Annotated in this window: 16 protein-coding genes and 1 tRNA gene; 6 read left to right on the forward strand and 11 right to left on the reverse strand. The window is 60.4% G+C overall.

The window, feature by feature from the left end:
• Nucleotides 1-4: 4 nt before the first annotated feature.
• The 8 genes from sctR to sctW form a co-directional block, all read right to left on the reverse strand.
• The gene (sctR, locus tag V3W39_RS16140; protein WP_177048211.1) at nucleotides 5-658 is read right to left on the reverse strand and encodes a type III secretion system export apparatus subunit SctR; all 654 of its coding nucleotides are present in this window, start codon (nucleotides 656-658) and stop codon (nucleotides 5-7) included.
• Nucleotides 655-1,677 (reverse strand): FliM/FliN family flagellar motor switch protein, encoded by a 1,023-nt coding sequence (locus tag V3W39_RS16145; protein ID WP_330212953.1) that lies wholly within the window; start codon nucleotides 1,675-1,677, stop codon nucleotides 655-657. The genes sctR and V3W39_RS16145 overlap by 4 nt, the downstream gene beginning before the upstream one ends.
• Nucleotides 1,674-2,132 (reverse strand): type III secretion system HrpP C-terminal domain-containing protein, encoded by a 459-nt coding sequence (locus tag V3W39_RS16150; RefSeq protein ID WP_259197522.1) that lies wholly within the window; start codon nucleotides 2,130-2,132, stop codon nucleotides 1,674-1,676. Before V3W39_RS16150 ends, V3W39_RS16145 begins: the two co-directional genes overlap by 4 nt.
• Nucleotides 2,129-2,557 (reverse strand): type III secretion system stalk subunit SctO, encoded by a 429-nt coding sequence (sctO, locus tag V3W39_RS16155; RefSeq protein ID WP_177048217.1) that lies wholly within the window; start codon nucleotides 2,555-2,557, stop codon nucleotides 2,129-2,131. Before sctO ends, V3W39_RS16150 begins: the two co-directional genes overlap by 4 nt.
• On the reverse strand, nucleotides 2,544-3,902 hold the full coding sequence (locus V3W39_RS16160) for a FliI/YscN family ATPase (protein WP_177048219.1): 1,359 nt from the start codon (nucleotides 3,900-3,902) through the stop codon (nucleotides 2,544-2,546). The genes sctO and V3W39_RS16160 overlap by 14 nt, the downstream gene beginning before the upstream one ends.
• On the reverse strand, nucleotides 3,899-4,792 hold the full coding sequence (locus tag V3W39_RS16165; protein ID WP_177048235.1) for an FHA domain-containing protein: 894 nt from the start codon (nucleotides 4,790-4,792) through the stop codon (nucleotides 3,899-3,901). Before V3W39_RS16165 ends, V3W39_RS16160 begins: the two co-directional genes overlap by 4 nt.
• Before the next feature lie 84 nt (nucleotides 4,793-4,876).
• A complete protein-coding gene (gene sctV / locus V3W39_RS16170; RefSeq protein WP_177115949.1) occupies nucleotides 4,877-6,973 on the reverse strand; it encodes a type III secretion system export apparatus subunit SctV in 2,097 nt (698 codons plus the stop codon).
• Nucleotides 6,970-8,064: a type III secretion system gatekeeper subunit SctW gene (gene sctW / locus V3W39_RS16175; RefSeq protein WP_330212954.1), complete on the reverse strand. Its 1,095-nt coding sequence runs from the start codon at nucleotides 8,062-8,064 to the stop codon at nucleotides 6,970-6,972. The genes sctV and sctW overlap by 4 nt, the downstream gene beginning before the upstream one ends.
• A 263-nt stretch (nucleotides 8,065-8,327) precedes the next feature.
• Between sctW and V3W39_RS16180 the strand changes: the two genes are divergently transcribed.
• Nucleotides 8,328-8,879: an RNA polymerase sigma factor gene (locus tag V3W39_RS16180; protein WP_330212955.1), complete on the forward strand. Its 552-nt coding sequence runs from the start codon at nucleotides 8,328-8,330 to the stop codon at nucleotides 8,877-8,879.
• Nucleotides 8,880-8,987: 108 nt separating this feature from the next.
• Here the strand turns inward: V3W39_RS16180 and V3W39_RS16185 are convergent, their stop codons facing one another.
• Nucleotides 8,988-10,205 (reverse strand): MFS transporter, encoded by a 1,218-nt coding sequence (locus tag V3W39_RS16185; protein ID WP_169387095.1) that lies wholly within the window; start codon nucleotides 10,203-10,205, stop codon nucleotides 8,988-8,990.
• A gap of 426 nt (nucleotides 10,206-10,631) precedes the next feature.
• On the opposite strand from V3W39_RS16185, the gene V3W39_RS16190 reads away from it, so the two are divergent.
• The 3 genes from V3W39_RS16190 to rimJ all read left to right on the forward strand — a co-directional run bounded on the left by V3W39_RS16190 (nucleotide 10,632) and on the right by rimJ (nucleotide 11,923).
• Entirely contained in the window at nucleotides 10,632-10,952 is a 321-nt protein-coding gene (locus tag V3W39_RS16190; RefSeq protein WP_010177056.1) for a DUF6124 family protein, read from the forward strand.
• A 255-nt stretch (nucleotides 10,953-11,207) separates the two neighbouring features.
• A tRNA-Met gene (locus V3W39_RS16195) sits at nucleotides 11,208-11,284 on the forward strand.
• Nucleotides 11,285-11,368: 84 nt separating this feature from the next.
• Nucleotides 11,369-11,923, forward strand: coding sequence for a ribosomal protein S5-alanine N-acetyltransferase (rimJ, locus tag V3W39_RS16200; RefSeq protein ID WP_330212956.1), 555 nt, complete (start codon nucleotides 11,369-11,371; stop codon nucleotides 11,921-11,923).
• A 5-nt stretch (nucleotides 11,924-11,928) separates the two neighbouring features.
• On the opposite strand, the gene V3W39_RS16205 is transcribed toward rimJ, so the two are convergent.
• Together V3W39_RS16205 and V3W39_RS16210 are read right to left on the reverse strand one after the other, a co-directional pair.
• Nucleotides 11,929-12,540 (reverse strand): hypothetical protein, encoded by a 612-nt coding sequence (locus V3W39_RS16205; protein WP_330212957.1) that lies wholly within the window; start codon nucleotides 12,538-12,540, stop codon nucleotides 11,929-11,931.
• A gap of 38 nt (nucleotides 12,541-12,578) precedes the next feature.
• Complete coding sequence (locus V3W39_RS16210; protein ID WP_177120336.1) at nucleotides 12,579-12,983, reverse strand: hypothetical protein; 405 nt, start codon at nucleotides 12,981-12,983, stop codon at nucleotides 12,579-12,581.
• Between the two features lie 308 nt (nucleotides 12,984-13,291).
• Here V3W39_RS16210 and V3W39_RS16215 point away from each other — a divergent pair, with 308 nt between their 5' ends.
• Together V3W39_RS16215 and V3W39_RS16220 are read left to right on the forward strand one after the other, a co-directional pair.
• Nucleotides 13,292-13,807: a sigma-70 family RNA polymerase sigma factor gene (locus V3W39_RS16215; RefSeq protein ID WP_177042089.1), complete on the forward strand. Its 516-nt coding sequence runs from the start codon at nucleotides 13,292-13,294 to the stop codon at nucleotides 13,805-13,807.
• Nucleotides 13,804-14,748, forward strand: a complete 945-nt coding sequence (locus tag V3W39_RS16220) for a FecR family protein (protein WP_330212958.1) — start codon at nucleotides 13,804-13,806, stop codon at nucleotides 14,746-14,748. The genes V3W39_RS16215 and V3W39_RS16220 overlap by 4 nt, the downstream gene beginning before the upstream one ends.
• Nucleotides 14,749-14,805 lie beyond the last annotated feature (57 nt).

Consider the following 14,805-nt stretch of genomic DNA (forward strand, 5'->3'; position numbering starts at 1 on the left):
TCACTCAGAGGTAAGAAAGGAACAGGCTGTCGAGCAACCGCGACCACCCGGAAACCATCACGAACAACAACAGTTTGAGCGGCAGGGAAATGGTCATGGGCGAGACCATTTGCATCCCCAGGGCCAACAGCAGGTTGGACACAATCAGGTCGATGACGATGAACGGGATGTAGATCAGGAAGCCGATCTCGAACCCCGCCTGCAGTTGCGAAAGCACAAAGGCCGGGACTAACAGGATCAAGTCTTCCCGCTGAGTGCTCTGCGCCATTTCAGGCGGCCACATGCGCGCGGTGTTTTCCAGCAGGTGGGTCAACACATCCGCATCGGTGTTGCGCAACATGAACGCGCGCAACGGCTGTATGGCTTCATATCCGGTATCCATGAGCGTTTGTACGTTGCTCATGTCCACCGGCGCGGCCTTGACGTTCTGGGCAATCTGATAGCCAACGGGCGCCATGATGAACAGTGTGGCAGCCAGCGCGATTCCATTGATCGCCATGCTCGGCGGCACCTGCTGCACGCCAATGGCGTTACGGGTGATCATCAGCACAATCACGATCTTCAAGAACGAGGTGCAGATGATCAACAGCATCGGCATCAACGACAATGCGCCGAGGAAAACGGCAAGGACAAGGGGGTCAATCCCCTGAAACGTCATCGGGAAAAAATCACGCGAGACAACTGCAGCCCGAGTCGACCGTCCACCTCGACCAGTTGCCCCTGGCCAATAGGCCGGTCACCGTAATAGAGCCCGGCCATGCCGGGCGCGTACCCGGAGATGCCCAACACCGCACCGGGGGCGAGATTGCGCAGTTCTCCCAGGGTCAAGGCAAGGGTTCCACAACGCACATTCAGCGCCATGCTCAACTCATCAAACGGCTCGTGGCCGAAAACATCCACTACCGGTTCATCCAACTCAGGCCCTGCATCCCCTGAGTAGTCCTGTGTTGCAAAATCTTCGTCCATGGACGTTTCCTCAATCGAAACAAGCGTCAGGCACAACGGCCCGGATTCATCGTCAATACACCCGTGCAGCCGGTACCTGCCGACGTGCAGGTTCCCGTTACCCTGCACATCGAAAAAGGGCTGCTCAAGCATCACCACGTCACCGGCCCGTACACTGCGCAAACGCGTGATGGGCAACCTCAGGCGCCCCAGGGTCACCGCCACTGCCAACTGGAACGAAGCCGGCAAGGGCCCCGCTATCGAATGCCAGGGACCGGCCTCGCACAGTGCCAGCAAGCTCTCTGGCGTCAGCCACAGATAACCCACGACACGGGACGGTCCCAACGTCACCGTGAAGCGACAACCGAAGTTCAGTTTCCGGGGCGCCGGCAGCAACCGCAGGAAGCCGAACAGCGCACGCACCTGCGGGCTCAGGTGGTGCTGGAACAACTCCCAAAACCACGAATCCGGGTCGTTACCCGCCTCGGCCAGTGTCACCGGGCACTCCCCCAGCAGGCTGAACAGCGGCCCCGGTTCGGCGAAGGCCAGCACTCCGCTGGCGCTCTCGAAAAACAGCGGCTTGACACCTGCCGGGGCACGACCCGGCTCCATCAACAACTCACCGCCCTGCCCCGCGACCTGAAACGCCATGCGCAAGCCGCAACCCAGCCTGCGCCGCGCTGCGACGTTGGCCCCGCTGACCACCGGCAGGGTTAAAAACGGCATGATCACGCAGGGTCCACATGCACAAGGTGCACGTTGACAGGCTGCGACAACGCGCCGGCCAGCCCGTCCTCAAGGTGCTGGCGCACGCCAGGCAGCCAGCGCGCAGTTCGCTCGTCCTCCGCGTCCAGCTCAACGTTCCAGGCACCCTGCTCGCGGCGCACACTGGCGTTGATCCGCCCAAGGCGCGGCAGGTAAAGCACTGCCTGCAAAGGCCACTGAACAGCCGCCTGTATCCGCGGTACCAACTGCTCGGTCATGGCCGCGATCATCGCGGCCTGGGTTGACGCGGGGGCTCCCGGCAGGGAAGAGCCGTAACCGCCTTCCTCATTATCATTGCCAAAAAGCTGGGCAAATAACCGTCCGTGCTCCCAAGGCACGATCGCCCCCGGGCCGGGTTCACGTTCATCCCGAGGCTCACGCAAACGCGGGCGCTCTGGCTTGCTCACTGGAACTTGCGTCATGTTTCTTCCTGCGTCGTTTCTTCTTGCGCCAACAAAATGGATAACTCCTGGAGTTTCTCGACCTCGCGCAAGCATTGGGTAACCTGCTTCTGCGCGCTGTCGATGTGGGTCAACTGCTCGTCGCGCTGACCGTGCAGTTCGCGTAACTGCCCCTCTTCACGGCGAGTGTCAGCGGACAACGTGCGCTCCTCGGCATTCCAGGACTTGATGTCGCGGAACGAGATCACCTGGCCTTGGTGCTTGCCCAACAACTCGGCGGTTTTCCGTGCTTCGTCCAACCGGGTTTGTTCAAGGGCATCGCCTGCCTGCTGGATTTCCAGAAGCAGCGCTTGCTGCTGCCGTTTGGCCGCACGCAACGCACGCTCGGCCCGGTCAGCCCGATGCTTGCGCAAACGCCGCAAGGTATCGATTTCAGAAAGGGACATCGGTCGTCAACTCCATCAGTTGGTCCAGGGTCGCCGCCAGCGGCGCGGGCTCCCGCAGGTCCTGGCGCAGAAACCCATCGACTGCCTGGCGGCTGTTCACCGCAAGATCGGTCAGGGCATCACTGCCGGGTTGGTACTCACCCAACTTGAGCATCAGCTCGATCTGCTGGTAGGCCGACAACAAACGCCGCAAGGCAGTGCCGGCCTGGATATGCTCGGGGGACGCGACGTTGCTCAAAATCCGCGAAAGGCTGGCCAATACGTCAACCGCCGGGTAATGGCCACGCTCGGCCAGCTTGCGTGACAACACGATGTGGCCGTCGAGCAGGGAGCGCACTTCATCCGCCACCGGGTCATTCATCGAGTCCTGCTCGATCAGCACGGTGTAGATGGCGGTGATCACTCCGTCGCGGGTCAAGCCGGCCCGCTCCACCAGGCGCGGCATCAGGCTGTAGACCGACGGTGGCAAGCCGCCACGGCCCAGGGGCTCGCCAGCGGCCAGGCCGATTTCACGCTGGGCCCGGGCAAAACGGGTCAAGGAGTCAATCAGCAGCAATACCCGCTTGCCCTTGCGCCGGAACCCTTCGGCCAGCGCTGTTGCGGTGAAGGCCGCGCGGGCGCGCTCCATGCTTGAGCGATCGGAGGTTGCACACACCAGCACCGCCTTGGCGCGCAATTGATCATCCAGTTCGTGGTCGAGAAATTCCCGCAACTCACGGCCGCGCTCCCCAATCAGCCCGAACACGATCACATCACACTCGACGTTGCGCGCGATCTCGGCCAACAAGGTGGTCTTGCCACAACCGGCACCGGCGAACAGGCCGACGCGCTGCCCTTCTCCCAGCGTGATCAGCCCATCGATCGAACGTACGCCGGTGGACAACGCCCGGTTGATCCTGGGGCGTTCGGTGGGCAATGGCGCCTCACACAACACCGTGCTCGCACCGGGTGTGTCGTCCTCCACAAAGGCGCTGGGGCCGTCGCCCGCAATCGGTCGCCCAAAACCATCGAGAACCTGGCCCAGCAATTCATCGCTGACTCGCACCCGATGGGGCACGCCCAAACGTTGCACACTGGCCCCCACGCGCACGCCCTCAAGATTGCCCAGGGCACTGAGCACGGCGTCCTGCTGGTCGAACCCGATGATCTCGGCCAGCATATATTCGCCGGCAGACTTTTCGATCTGGCACAGATCGCCGATGCACGCCTGGGGCAGCCGGCATTGCAGCAACATGCCATTGACGCGCTGGACACGGCCGCGCATCGCCACCGGCGCAAAGTTGGCCAGCGTACTCGACTGGCGTTGCTCCCAGGCCTCAAGACGGGCTTGCAGGTCCTGGGTCACCAGCGCACCTCAAAGCGTTGCTGGCCGTCAAAGACCACTTTGGTGTTATCGATCAGCACCAGTCGCAAGCCATCCATTTCATCGCCGACAAACAGCCGGTTACCCTGCTCCAGAACCACGTGACCGTTAGGCCCGCCGACGATCTGCAGAATCTTGAACGGCAGCGTTGAGTCGCGCAGCTTGACCCGGCTGATCACCGGCACCGCCGTATCAAACTGTTCGCCAAACCGGCTGAGCATGCGCGATACCAACTCCACATCGTCCTGGGAAACATGGCCATCGAGCAGCACCTGGCCGTTGACCAACTGAAGGCTGATGCGGTTGATCAACTCGCGCTCATTAAGCATCTTCAGCAATTGCTGGCGGACATCGTAAGGCGAGCCCAGCTCGTTTTTCCGGACCATCGGTGGCATCAGCGATGCCTGTGCCTCACGCTCACCCGTAGAGGCCATGCCCAGCGCCGTGATGATGACGGCAACCACGACCGCGAGGCTTATCAACCGTTTCTGCTGCGATCCCGAAATAGAAGAAAGCTTCAGCGTGGCAGGCGCCTCGACCGGTGGTGTGGGCGCTTGACGCACAGGCGCCTGGGGCCAGGGTTGATCGGCGCGGGCGACGCAGAGCCGAACCTTGCCAATCGAAAACGTTGCATTGAGTGCCAGGTCAGCAATCTGTGCCAGGATCAGGCCATCGGCATCCTGCACCACCCCTTCCTCGGCCTGCACCGACCAGCGCTGCTCAATACATTGCAACCGCACATGGCGCTCGGCAATGCCCGGATCGTATAGCGCGAGGTCCGCGTCCGGGTGCGCACCTATGCTCCACTGCTCGCCGAACAACGGTAACGCGGCCCCCTGGTGCGAACCATCGAGTACCCGTAGCTCAAACATCATCAGGCCTCATGGCGGCGCGAGACAGCCTGCCCCACGCAGCACCGTCCGATGCAAGCCCGCGCACAATCGCCAAAAACGTGCTCATGCCACGGCTCCACGCAGCAGATCGTCCTGAGCCAGGTCAAACCGTCCGAGCACCTTGACCTTGGACGAACTGCCCAACTCGGCAAACGACAACACCGGCACATGGTTGAACTCTTCCAGCAACAGCGTACGCAAGGGGCTGCGCAAGTCTTGGGCGACCAACAGCACGCGTTTGCTCTTGGCACGCACGTTGAAGGCCTGCTTGAGCAAGTTCACCAGTGCCGCGCTGCTGTCATTGTCGAGGGAAAAGAACACCCCGGTCTGAGTCTGGCGCAGCGCCTCGCGCAGGATATTTTCGGTATGGGGTGAGAGCAGCCAGGCATGCAGGCCATCGGCTTCACTGTACTGGTGCAGAATCTGCGACTTGAGGGCGATTCGCGCATAGTCGGCCAGGGCGTCCGGTTCACGCTCATGCTGGCCGTACTCGATCAACGACTCGACAATCAACCGCACAGCCCGCAACGGAACGCCCTCGCTGGCCAGGCGCTGCAACACGGACGAAAAGCGCGACAGCGGCATGATCCGCTGCAGTTCCTGGACCAGTTCCGGCTGGTTGAACTCGAGCCAGCTGAGAATCGACTTGCTCTCCTGAATCCCGAGAAACTGCGGCCCACTGAGCATCATCGCTCGCTCCATGCGCTCAAGGATCAATTCATGGGCGGTATGGCGTTCAAGCTGTGCATCGTCGAGCAACGGATCATCGGCGGCCAACCATACCCAGCCCTGTTCGTCACGCTCCGACAGCCCCTGGGCACCTTCTTGTGGTTCGGCGCCCAGTGCTGCCAGCTCAACCGCTATCCGATCACCAAGCGTAGCCCTGACCATCGGCACTTCATGCACGCAAAAGCGCAACTCATCGTCAGGCAGCGACGGCGCGAATTCAACCTCGAACGGCGGCAGCGTCAAGCCAACCTGGGCAACCAGGCGATTACGGATCTGGCGAATCCCGTGGATGATTTCTTCCGCCTTGCCAGTCCCCTGCAAGTGCGACGAAAACTGCAACAGGTAAGGTCGCGACGGGTCAAAACCGCGCAGGTCCTCATCACCGTTTTTGTCCGCAGGCAAGACGTCAGCCGCCTTGTCGGGAGGCGCTTCCTGCCGTTGGCGCTGGCGCATGAGGTAGTAACCGAGGGAACCTGTCATCAGGGAAATGAGGATAAAGACCACCGTCGGCATCCCCGGAAGCGCCGCGAAAGCCAGCATGCCGATCGAAGCAATCATCCAGCTCTTGGGCTCACTGGTCATTTGCCGGGCGATTTCGGCGCCCATGTTATTGGCTCCTTTATTGCGCCCGGACGGCGCTACACGAGTAATGATCATGCCGGCCGTCAGGGAGATCAGCAGCGCAGGAATCTGCGCAATCAGGCCGTCACCAATCGTCAGTACCGAATACAACGCCATGGAGTCGCCGGCGCTCATGCCGTGCTGGAACATGCCGGTGCTGAACCCGCCCAGCAAGTTGATCACCACGATGATCAGCCCGGCCACGGCATCGCCCTTGACGAATTTCATGGCCCCGTCCATCGCGCCGAACAGCTGGCTCTCGCGGGACAACTGCTCGCGCTTGTCACGCGCCTGCTCGCCATCGATCAGGCCGGCACGCAAGTCACTGTCGATGGACATTTGCTTGCCGGGCATCGCATCCAGGCTGAAGCGCGCCGCCACTTCCGCGACGCGTTCCGAGCCCTTGGTAATCACCAGGAAGTTGACGATGGTCAGGATCATGAAGATCACCAACCCCACCGCCAGGTTACCCCCCACCACGAAGTTGCCGAAGGCTTCCACAATGTCGCCGGCGTCCTGCTCCAGCAGGATCAGGCGTGTGGTCGCAATCGACAACGCCAGGCGAAACATGGTGGTCAGCAGCAGGATCGACGGAAACGAGGAAAACGCCAGCGGCCCTGGCAGGTACAGCGCCAGCACGATCAGCAGGCACGAAATGCAAATGTTCACGGCAATCAGGATATCCACCAGCCAGGTCGGCAACGGCACGATAAAGATGAACACAATGCCCATGATCACGACCGCACCCAGCACCTCGGCGCGTTGTGCAACCTTGAGCAGCATCGTGTTGATTGCCCGCAATGCACTCATGGATGGTTGCTCGGCCACGCACCGACGTGCCGGAAACCTCGCTCACTGAGCGCGTACTCATCCATCACCACCATAAAACCCAGCAGGGCTTCCTGGCGCCCCTTGCTGTCGCGCCACAAGGCCAGGGGCAAGCTCCCGAACACGGGATAGAGGGTATTGAGCGACACCACCTGGTCGGATAGCGCCGCGCCACCCAACTCACTGGCCAGGCGCTGAATCTCGGCAGGCGCGATGCCCGTGCTCACGTACCCCAATAAACGCTGCAGCAGCGCGACGGCGTCCCGATCAATACCGGGATGCAAGGCGACCAGTCGATCAATCAACCCCTGGCAACTCGCCAAGACACTGCCCAGTTGACCGCAACTGCGCAAACCCAACAGCAAGGTGCGCAATTGAGCGGTGGGCAGCGAGGGACTATAGGCCGCAATGTCGTCCGCCAGGGCCCGGCGCATCAAATTCAACCCGTGGCCAAACTCATCGCCACCGAACAACCCCAACAACGCCTGCATCATGCTGGCCAATGATTGCCGGGCGACCACGCTGGCGTAATACACATTGCGCACTGCCTGGCGCAAGTTCGGGTCATCACTGTTTGCCTGCAAGGCCAGCGCGATATTCAAGCCCGCCTGGATCTGCGGCTTAAAACGGATCTCCAGCCGGGCCAGGGCGTCGCTGGCCAGAGCGGCCTCGTTAGTGCGCGCTTCGGCCTGCGCCTGCGCAGCCACCTGCTTGAGCACGACAAACGTACGGGCCGGGTCGTTTCCTGTCAGGTCCAGCAACTTGTCGATGCTGGGCCTGAGCAACAGTTGAACCCTGACGTTACGCGCGATGGTCGCCAGTGTTGCTTGAGCCGGATGGCCCAGTTGCTCATAGAGTTGGGCCAACTGCTGCACGGGCGTCACGCGCGTCCCCAGTTGACGCCGACTCAAGCCCCTGCTGTTGAGTTCGACCTCCTGACTGAACAGCGCCGCGAGATCATCAACGGCCGGTGCCGCAGGCGACTGGCGAACTGTGTGGCTATCAATGCTCGCTGGAACAGGCTGATCCGAGCGCTGGCTTTTCTGCACATCAAAGTTGGGATCGAGTTTCATGAAGATGCCTGCACAGGAAGTTTCGTTTCCTTGTGTGGCAGGCAAACCCGTTACGGTTCCATCTTTATCGGCGATACCGGGGCTTGCGAAAAAGTCGGCACAAACCCGTGCCGGCTTGTGCAAGCCCTGGCACAAAAAACCACTGAAACAAAATATTTATCTATAAATATCAAATAGTTACAAGAATTAATCGTTTGGCACAGGCAGTGCTAACAGGGTTCCCGTCGAAATTATTTCGACCGTGTCTACCCTGAGGAAAAATCATGGATATCCCTATCGATGTTTTAGTTCACCTTACACCTGACCCGCACCGCTCCATCCAGAACCTGTCGGAAGAACACCACAAGAAACTCCGACGGTTCATTCATAAACGCGTGCTCAATCCAGAAGATGCAGACGATATTCTGCAGCTGACGTACCTGGAAGCCTGGCGCAACAGGGACCGCTTCAGCGGCCAGGCCACCCTCAGCACATGGATGTGCGGGATTGCCCAGAACCTGATCCGCAATCACTTTCGGCGTATGTACGCCAAACCGGTGCATTGCGAGTTCGATGAAGCGCTGTGGCATGGGCAGGAAGACAACAACAACCTGGACTGGCAATTCGAGGTCAACCGCAAGCTCGAAAGAACCCTGCGGGCAATCACGAATTTGCCACTGGAAATGCGTAAAACCCTTTACGCCTCACTGGAAACTGACGGCAGTTACCAGGACACCGCCGACGCCATGGACATCCCCATTGGCACCGTGCGCTCACGGTTATCCCGTGCGCGCGAACAGCTGAAGCGAGCCACCTACAACCCACTGCACCCGTAAATCGGGGCACCGACGCAATGCCGATACCCTTTGCAGGAGCAACTGATTTACCCGTTTGATGCAAGCGTTGGGCAGCAAGGATATCTGCCCGACTCGATTGGCTTGAAGTCAGGCCTTTTTGGTACGCGGCAACAGAATCGCCAACACCCCGAACAGCGGCAGGAAGGAGCACAACGTGTACACGTACTCGATGCCGTGGATGTCTGCCAGGTGCCCCAGCAGCGCCGCACCAATCCCGCCAAAACCGAACATCAGACCGAAGAACACCCCGGCGATCATCCCCACATTGCCCGGCACCAGCTCCTGCGCGTACACCACAATCGCCGAGAACGCCGAGGCCAGGATAAAGCCGATCACCACACTCAGGATGCTGGTCCAGAACAGGTCCACATGGGGCAAGATCAGGGTGAACGGTGCAACGCCGAGAATCGAGAACCAGATCACCGCCTTACGGCCGATCTTGTCGCCAATCGGCCCGCCAAAGAACGTGCCCGCCGCCACCGCGCCCAGGAACAGGAACAGATGCAGCTGGGAACTGGCCACCGACAGGTCGAACTTCTCGATCAGGTAGAAGGTGAAGTAACTGGTGAAACTGGCCATGTAGAAGTACTTGGAAAACACCAGCAGGCCCAGCACCACCAGCGCACTCAGCACCCGCCCCTTGGACAGGCCATGAGTGGCCGCCTGGCCTTGCTTGAGCTTGAACAGGTTCAAGTGGTTGGCGTACCAACGGCTGATCGCATACAGCACAAACAACGCAAACACCGCGAACAGGCCGAACCAGGCCACATTGCCCTGGCCGAACGGAATGATGATCGCCGCCGCCAGCAACGGGCCAAAGGCCGAGCCGGCGTTGCCGCCGACCTGGAAGGTCGACTGCGCCAAACCATAACGCCCGCCCGACGCCAGGCGCGCCACGCGGGACGCTTCCGGGTGGAAGGTCGACGATCCGATGCCAATCAGCCCGGCTGCCAGCAGGATCAACGGGAAGCTGCCCACCTGGGACATCATCAAGATGCCCACCAGCGTGCAGATCATTCCGCAGGGCAACAGGTACGGCTTGGGGTGGCGGTCGGTGTAATAACCCACCCATGGCTGCAACAGGGACGCGGTGAGCTGGAACGTGAGGGTGATCAGGCCGACCTGGGTGAACGTCAGGCCGTAATTGGCCTTGAGCATCGGGTAGATCGAGGGCAGTACCGACTGGATCAAGTCATTGATCAAATGCGCCAGCGCCACCGCGCCGATCACACGCATCACCAACGGGCTGGTTTGCCCGGCAGCAGGCGTCGTAGCCACGGAGGGCTGGGAATTGCTCAGAGCCATGGGAGGTTTTCCGTACAGCAGATGGATGCACAGGTGCAGGTGCGACAATGTGCCACTTTTGGGGGCAGGAAGGCTATCCCGTTAGCAGGCTAACGACTAGATGAATCGATGCAGCGGTCATGGTTTGTAAAGGGCCAGCAAGATGAATCCCTTTAATTTGCGGGACGTTTCCTAGAGAATCTTTCGGCCTTGTGCCTGGGGGAGTCGGTGGCTAGTCTTCGGTCCGTCGCTGGTTTTCAGTGATCGGGTTTAGTCGCCCGGACTTATATCAGGCGCATGCTCTCATGAGGTTTCATGGTGGCTGTGCGCAGGGCACCTTCGGGTGCGCCGGGTTTTCCTGATTAGCCGGTCGACTAACCTGCGTACAGCCGCCACCCTTCGTTTAGTCGCGAACGGTACGGCTCCCAGTTAATCAGGAGCTATGCCATGTTTAAAATTGTGCCCGATCCACCCCGTGACCAAGCCAAAGACCGCGCCGCCTTCAACCGAGCGCTCGACCACTACCTGCCGACCGACCCGCCGCAACCGTCGACGAACTTCTACGCCATCAGCGACGACATCAGCTTCGAAGACTCCCTGCTCTATACCGCCGACCTGCTGCACAGCGCCTCGGCCACCGCGCTCGACTGCGGCGAACAGCTGCAAAGCCCCGAACGCGCCAAAGTCCTCGCCGTATGGCACCTGCTGGAAATCGCCAAGGCCATGGTCGACCGCTCGATAGAGTGCCTGCACCCGCGCAAAACCTGACGACTAACACCGAACAAATGTGGGAGCTGGCTTGCCTGCGATGGCATCACCCCGGTGCCACTGATAGACCGAGGCGCCTGTATCGCAGGCAAGCCAGCTCCCACAGAAGATTTATGTTGATCTTAAGAAAGGTGAAAACCCCAGGCCACTCGTCGCCTTGCCAGGTGTTTCCCGTTAAACAGTTGATAGCGTAGATAAATTTTCAAAAAAAGCGCTTGACGCATTCCCGTTCTCCGCGAATAATGCGCGCCACTTGGCTACATAGCTCAGTTGGTTAGAGCATAGCATTCATAATGCTGGGGTCCGGGGTTCAAGTCCCTGTGTAGCCACCAAGTACTAAAAACGGCTTACCGAAAGGTAGGCCGTTTTTTTATGCCTGAAGAAAAGTACACTGCCCCACCACATGGAGGTGACGCATGACATTCCCCGCCACCGGCATCCACACCGACCGGCTTTTACTGCTCCCCGCCCACCCTTCCCACGCACGTGCCCTGCAAGCGTACCTGCTGGAGAATCGCGACTTCCTCAAGCCTTGGGAACCGTCGCGCGATGAAGCCTTTTTCGAACTGACAGCCATCACCGAACGCCTCGAAACCATGGCCGACAAAACCGCCAACGGTGAAGCATTGCACCTGCTGATATTCAGCCACGGCACAATCATCGGCGCCTGCAACTTCAGCAATATCGTGCGTGGTGCGTTCCAGGCCTGTCACCTGGGTTACGCGCTGGCTGAATCCGCCCAAGGCAAGGGCCTGATGCAGGAAGCGCTGACGGCGGGCATTGCTCATGTGTTCAACGCAATGCAGCTGCACCGAATCATGGCCAACTACCGTCCGGAGAATGAGCGCAGTGCGCGCCTGCTGGCGCGGCTGGGGTTTGAACGAGAAGGTGAAGCGCGGGCGTATCTGAAGATCAACGGGGTTTGGGCGGACCATGTACTGACCGCCCTGATCAACCCCTACGATATTTAAACAACTCAGTCGGTGTGGGCGGCATCACTTGGAGCACCCGGACAAGGATTCACCAACTCCGAATACTCAAACTCCGTGAAGTACGGAATCTTTGTCCCCGGGATCATCCCTCCGCCGTACTTCTTCTTGCCGCTCGGCCTCACCGCCTTCGCGCCCGCACCAATTAACAATGGCTGACCATCCGCCAGCAAGTAATCCACGATCTCCCGGTGCATCGCGCCATTCCATTGCTTGTCGGCATTGAGCGGCAACAACACGAAGTTGGAGTCCGCGGTAAACATGTTCAACGCTTCCGCCGCCTCCCGCGAGGTGGCGGTATGGCCGCACAGCACTTCGGCGGTTTTCAGGGTGTAGGCCGGCACGTAACGGCTGCTTTGGTACTTGCTCAGAATCAAGCCTTTGCGGGTCAGCACCGCCAAGCCTTGCTCGGCATGGCAGATCGCTTCATCGCCGTACTTCAGTTTGCAGAAGTTGGTGTAGGAGATGTCGATGATGTCACTGCCGGAAACGCCCAGGTCCTGCTGTATCTGGGCGCGGGCTTCAGGGGTTTGGTACGGGATGCTGCAGCCACTGAGCAGCAGTGCAGCAAGGACGAAAACCAGCGGTAAAGTGCGCATCAAAACTCCAGAAAACGGGATGAGAAGGTGTCAATCCATTAAATCGCTACCGGTAAAACCAGGTCCTTTTGCCCTTCCACTGTCACGTCATAAATCTTCTCGCTGCACACCGAGAATCCTTGCAAATCAAACTCCACCAGATAGGTTTTGTTAGCCTTCGGCAGGAAGCTGCGGGACAACGGCCCGCACTTTTCCAGGGTATAGGACGTGCCGCGATCATTGCGCCAGTTCGCAACGCCTTCTACCACGGTCACCTGATCCGCCGGCACCAACGTCTCCCGGAACGGCCGCACCTGATAGAGCCCGCGGGCCAGCCCCTTGTACAACCCGCGGGCAAACGCCGGCATTTGTTGCTCTTGGGCATCGTTGTAAACACTCCCCACGCTGCTCAGGTTTCCCGCCGGGCCAACGCTGAAATGCACCTGTGATTCAGTGCTGAGCATTCTGAAAATCACCTTCGCATGGTGGTCGTCCGTCGTCAGTACCACCGGCTTGGGTTTGGCCGGCGGCGGGCCTTTATGAGAAGAACACCCCGCTCCAACAGCAGCCACCAGGCACAACGGAATGACCCAAGCAAAGGAACGACCCATAGATAAATTCAAACCCGATTAAATGTCAGAAAGGTTATGCGGCAGATAGCTTAATGCCACTACCCTGGGAAAGTCTCTCTCAACCGTTGGTGTGCCGTCTATTGCAGCCCGAAGTTTTAAACCACTAGAATGGGATTAATTCTCACTTACGAAATTATCTCATGAAGCTGGCTTCGCCCACCGATGCGCCTACGCTCGATGCGCTGTACCGCGGCTACCACGGCTGGTTGTTGACCTGGTTGCGGCGCCGTGTGCAGTGCTCCCATCAGGCGGCCGACGTGGCGCAGGACACTTTCGTACGCTTGCTGGCATCGGGCACTTACGTGGCGCCGGGTGAACCACGGGCTTATCTGGCCACCATCGCGCGCCGCTTGCTGATGGACAATGGCCGCCGCCGTCGCCTGGAACAGGCCTACCGCGAAGAGCTGGAACGCTGCGCCGCGTACCTGGAACAGGCGCCTTCACCGGAGCAGATCCTGCAAGCCGCGCAAATGCTTGAGGCGATTGACCGGGCCTTGGCACGCATGAACAAGCGGATCCGCGACACCTTCATCCTGCGTTACCTCGAAGGCCTGGACCAAGCGCAGATTGCCCAGCGCCTGGGCGTTTCGGTGCGCACGGTGCAGAACGATCTGGTGGAAGCCTTGCTGGCGTGCGATGCGTGCGCACAGCCATGAGTCAGCCTCTGCCCCAATCCGTGTTGCGCCAGGCCGCCGAATGGCTGGTGCGGCTGGATCACGAAGGCAATGCCGCCAACGAACAGGCGTTTCATGCCTGGCTGGCCGCCGACCCACAGCACCCGCAAGCCATTGCCCGCCTTCAGGGCCACTTGCAGCCGCTCAAACAAGCGCCGGCCCGCGCTGCGTTACGTCGCGCCCGGCAGCCTCGCCATGGGGCAACGCTGGTCAAGTGCCTGGCCCTGGCACTGCTGATGGCGGGCGTGCCGGCGTATCAGTACGAGCAGCGCGGCTATCTGTTCGCCGACCTGAGCACCGGCCGAAGCGAATGGCACCAGACGCTGCTGGCCGACGGCAGTGACCTGCAACTGGAAGGCAACTCCGCCGTGAACCTGCACCTGGACGCCAGCCAGCGCCGCGTGCAACTGCTGCACGGTGAGATGCTGGTGACGGTGGCCAAGGACGCCCAGCGCCCGTTTTATGTCGACACCCCCCAAGGCAGCATTCGCGCCCTGGGCACGCGCTTTATCGTCGAGCTCAGCGACACCGCCACCGTGGTCAAGATGCTCGAATCCTCGACCCGCATCGACAGCGCCGGGCACACGATCACCCTCGGCCCCGGCGAGCAGGTGCGCCTGGATGCAAGCGGCCCGGGCACGCCGAAAAGTGTCGATGTGCAGGCCCAGCAGCAAGCCTGGGCGGCCCATCAATTGCTGGCCAACGACGAGCCGCTGGCGGATGTGCTTGAGCGCCTGGCACGGCATCGCCCGGGCGTTTTGATGTTTGATCGCAAGGCGCTGCAAGGCATGCGCGTGACGGTGATGCTGCCGACTGACGACAGCGACCGTGCGCTGCGCCTGCTCTCGCGCTCCCTGCCGATTGAAGTCAGCACCTACACCCCGTGGCTCACTCGCGTGCGCTTGAAAGTACCTGCCGAATAATTTTTTGCGCAGCGCTGCGTGTTTTCGGTTTTGCCGCGTCCTTCCCTTGGCCAACAT

Origin of the sequence: Pseudomonas sp. Z18(2022) (assembly GCF_036346535.1) — a bacterium.
GTDB classification, from domain to species: domain Bacteria; phylum Pseudomonadota; class Gammaproteobacteria; order Pseudomonadales; family Pseudomonadaceae; genus Aquipseudomonas; species Aquipseudomonas yamanorum_A.

What these genes read in the sequence shown, in the direction of transcription:
- sctO (WP_177048217.1), bottom strand. Translation starts at nt 2,557, where the DNA reads ATGTCCCTTTCTGAAATCGATACCTTGCGGCGTTTGCGCAAGCATCGG.
- V3W39_RS16165 (WP_177048235.1), bottom strand. Translation starts at nt 4,792, where the DNA reads ATGTTTGAGCTACGGGTACTCGATGGTTCGCACCAGGGGGCCGCGTTA.
- sctR (WP_177048211.1), bottom strand. Translation starts at nt 658, where the DNA reads ATGACGTTTCAGGGGATTGACCCCCTTGTCCTTGCCGTTTTCCTCGGC.
- V3W39_RS16210 (WP_177120336.1), bottom strand. Translation starts at nt 12,983, where the DNA reads ATGCTCAGCACTGAATCACAGGTGCATTTCAGCGTTGGCCCGGCGGGA.
- V3W39_RS16190 (WP_010177056.1), top strand. Translation starts at nt 10,632, where the DNA reads ATGTTTAAAATTGTGCCCGATCCACCCCGTGACCAAGCCAAAGACCGC.
- V3W39_RS16205 (WP_330212957.1), bottom strand. Translation starts at nt 12,540, where the DNA reads ATGCGCACTTTACCGCTGGTTTTCGTCCTTGCTGCACTGCTGCTCAGT.
- rimJ (WP_330212956.1), top strand. Translation starts at nt 11,369, where the DNA reads ATGACATTCCCCGCCACCGGCATCCACACCGACCGGCTTTTACTGCTC.
- sctW (WP_330212954.1), bottom strand. Translation starts at nt 8,064, where the DNA reads ATGAAACTCGATCCCAACTTTGATGTGCAGAAAAGCCAGCGCTCGGAT.
- V3W39_RS16220 (WP_330212958.1), top strand. Translation starts at nt 13,804, where the DNA reads ATGAGTCAGCCTCTGCCCCAATCCGTGTTGCGCCAGGCCGCCGAATGG.
- V3W39_RS16180 (WP_330212955.1), top strand. Translation starts at nt 8,328, where the DNA reads ATGGATATCCCTATCGATGTTTTAGTTCACCTTACACCTGACCCGCAC.
- V3W39_RS16150 (WP_259197522.1), bottom strand. Translation starts at nt 2,132, where the DNA reads ATGACGCAAGTTCCAGTGAGCAAGCCAGAGCGCCCGCGTTTGCGTGAG.
- sctV (WP_177115949.1), bottom strand. Translation starts at nt 6,973, where the DNA reads ATGAGTGCATTGCGGGCAATCAACACGATGCTGCTCAAGGTTGCACAA.
- V3W39_RS16185 (WP_169387095.1), bottom strand. Translation starts at nt 10,205, where the DNA reads ATGGCTCTGAGCAATTCCCAGCCCTCCGTGGCTACGACGCCTGCTGCC.
- V3W39_RS16215 (WP_177042089.1), top strand. Translation starts at nt 13,292, where the DNA reads ATGAAGCTGGCTTCGCCCACCGATGCGCCTACGCTCGATGCGCTGTAC.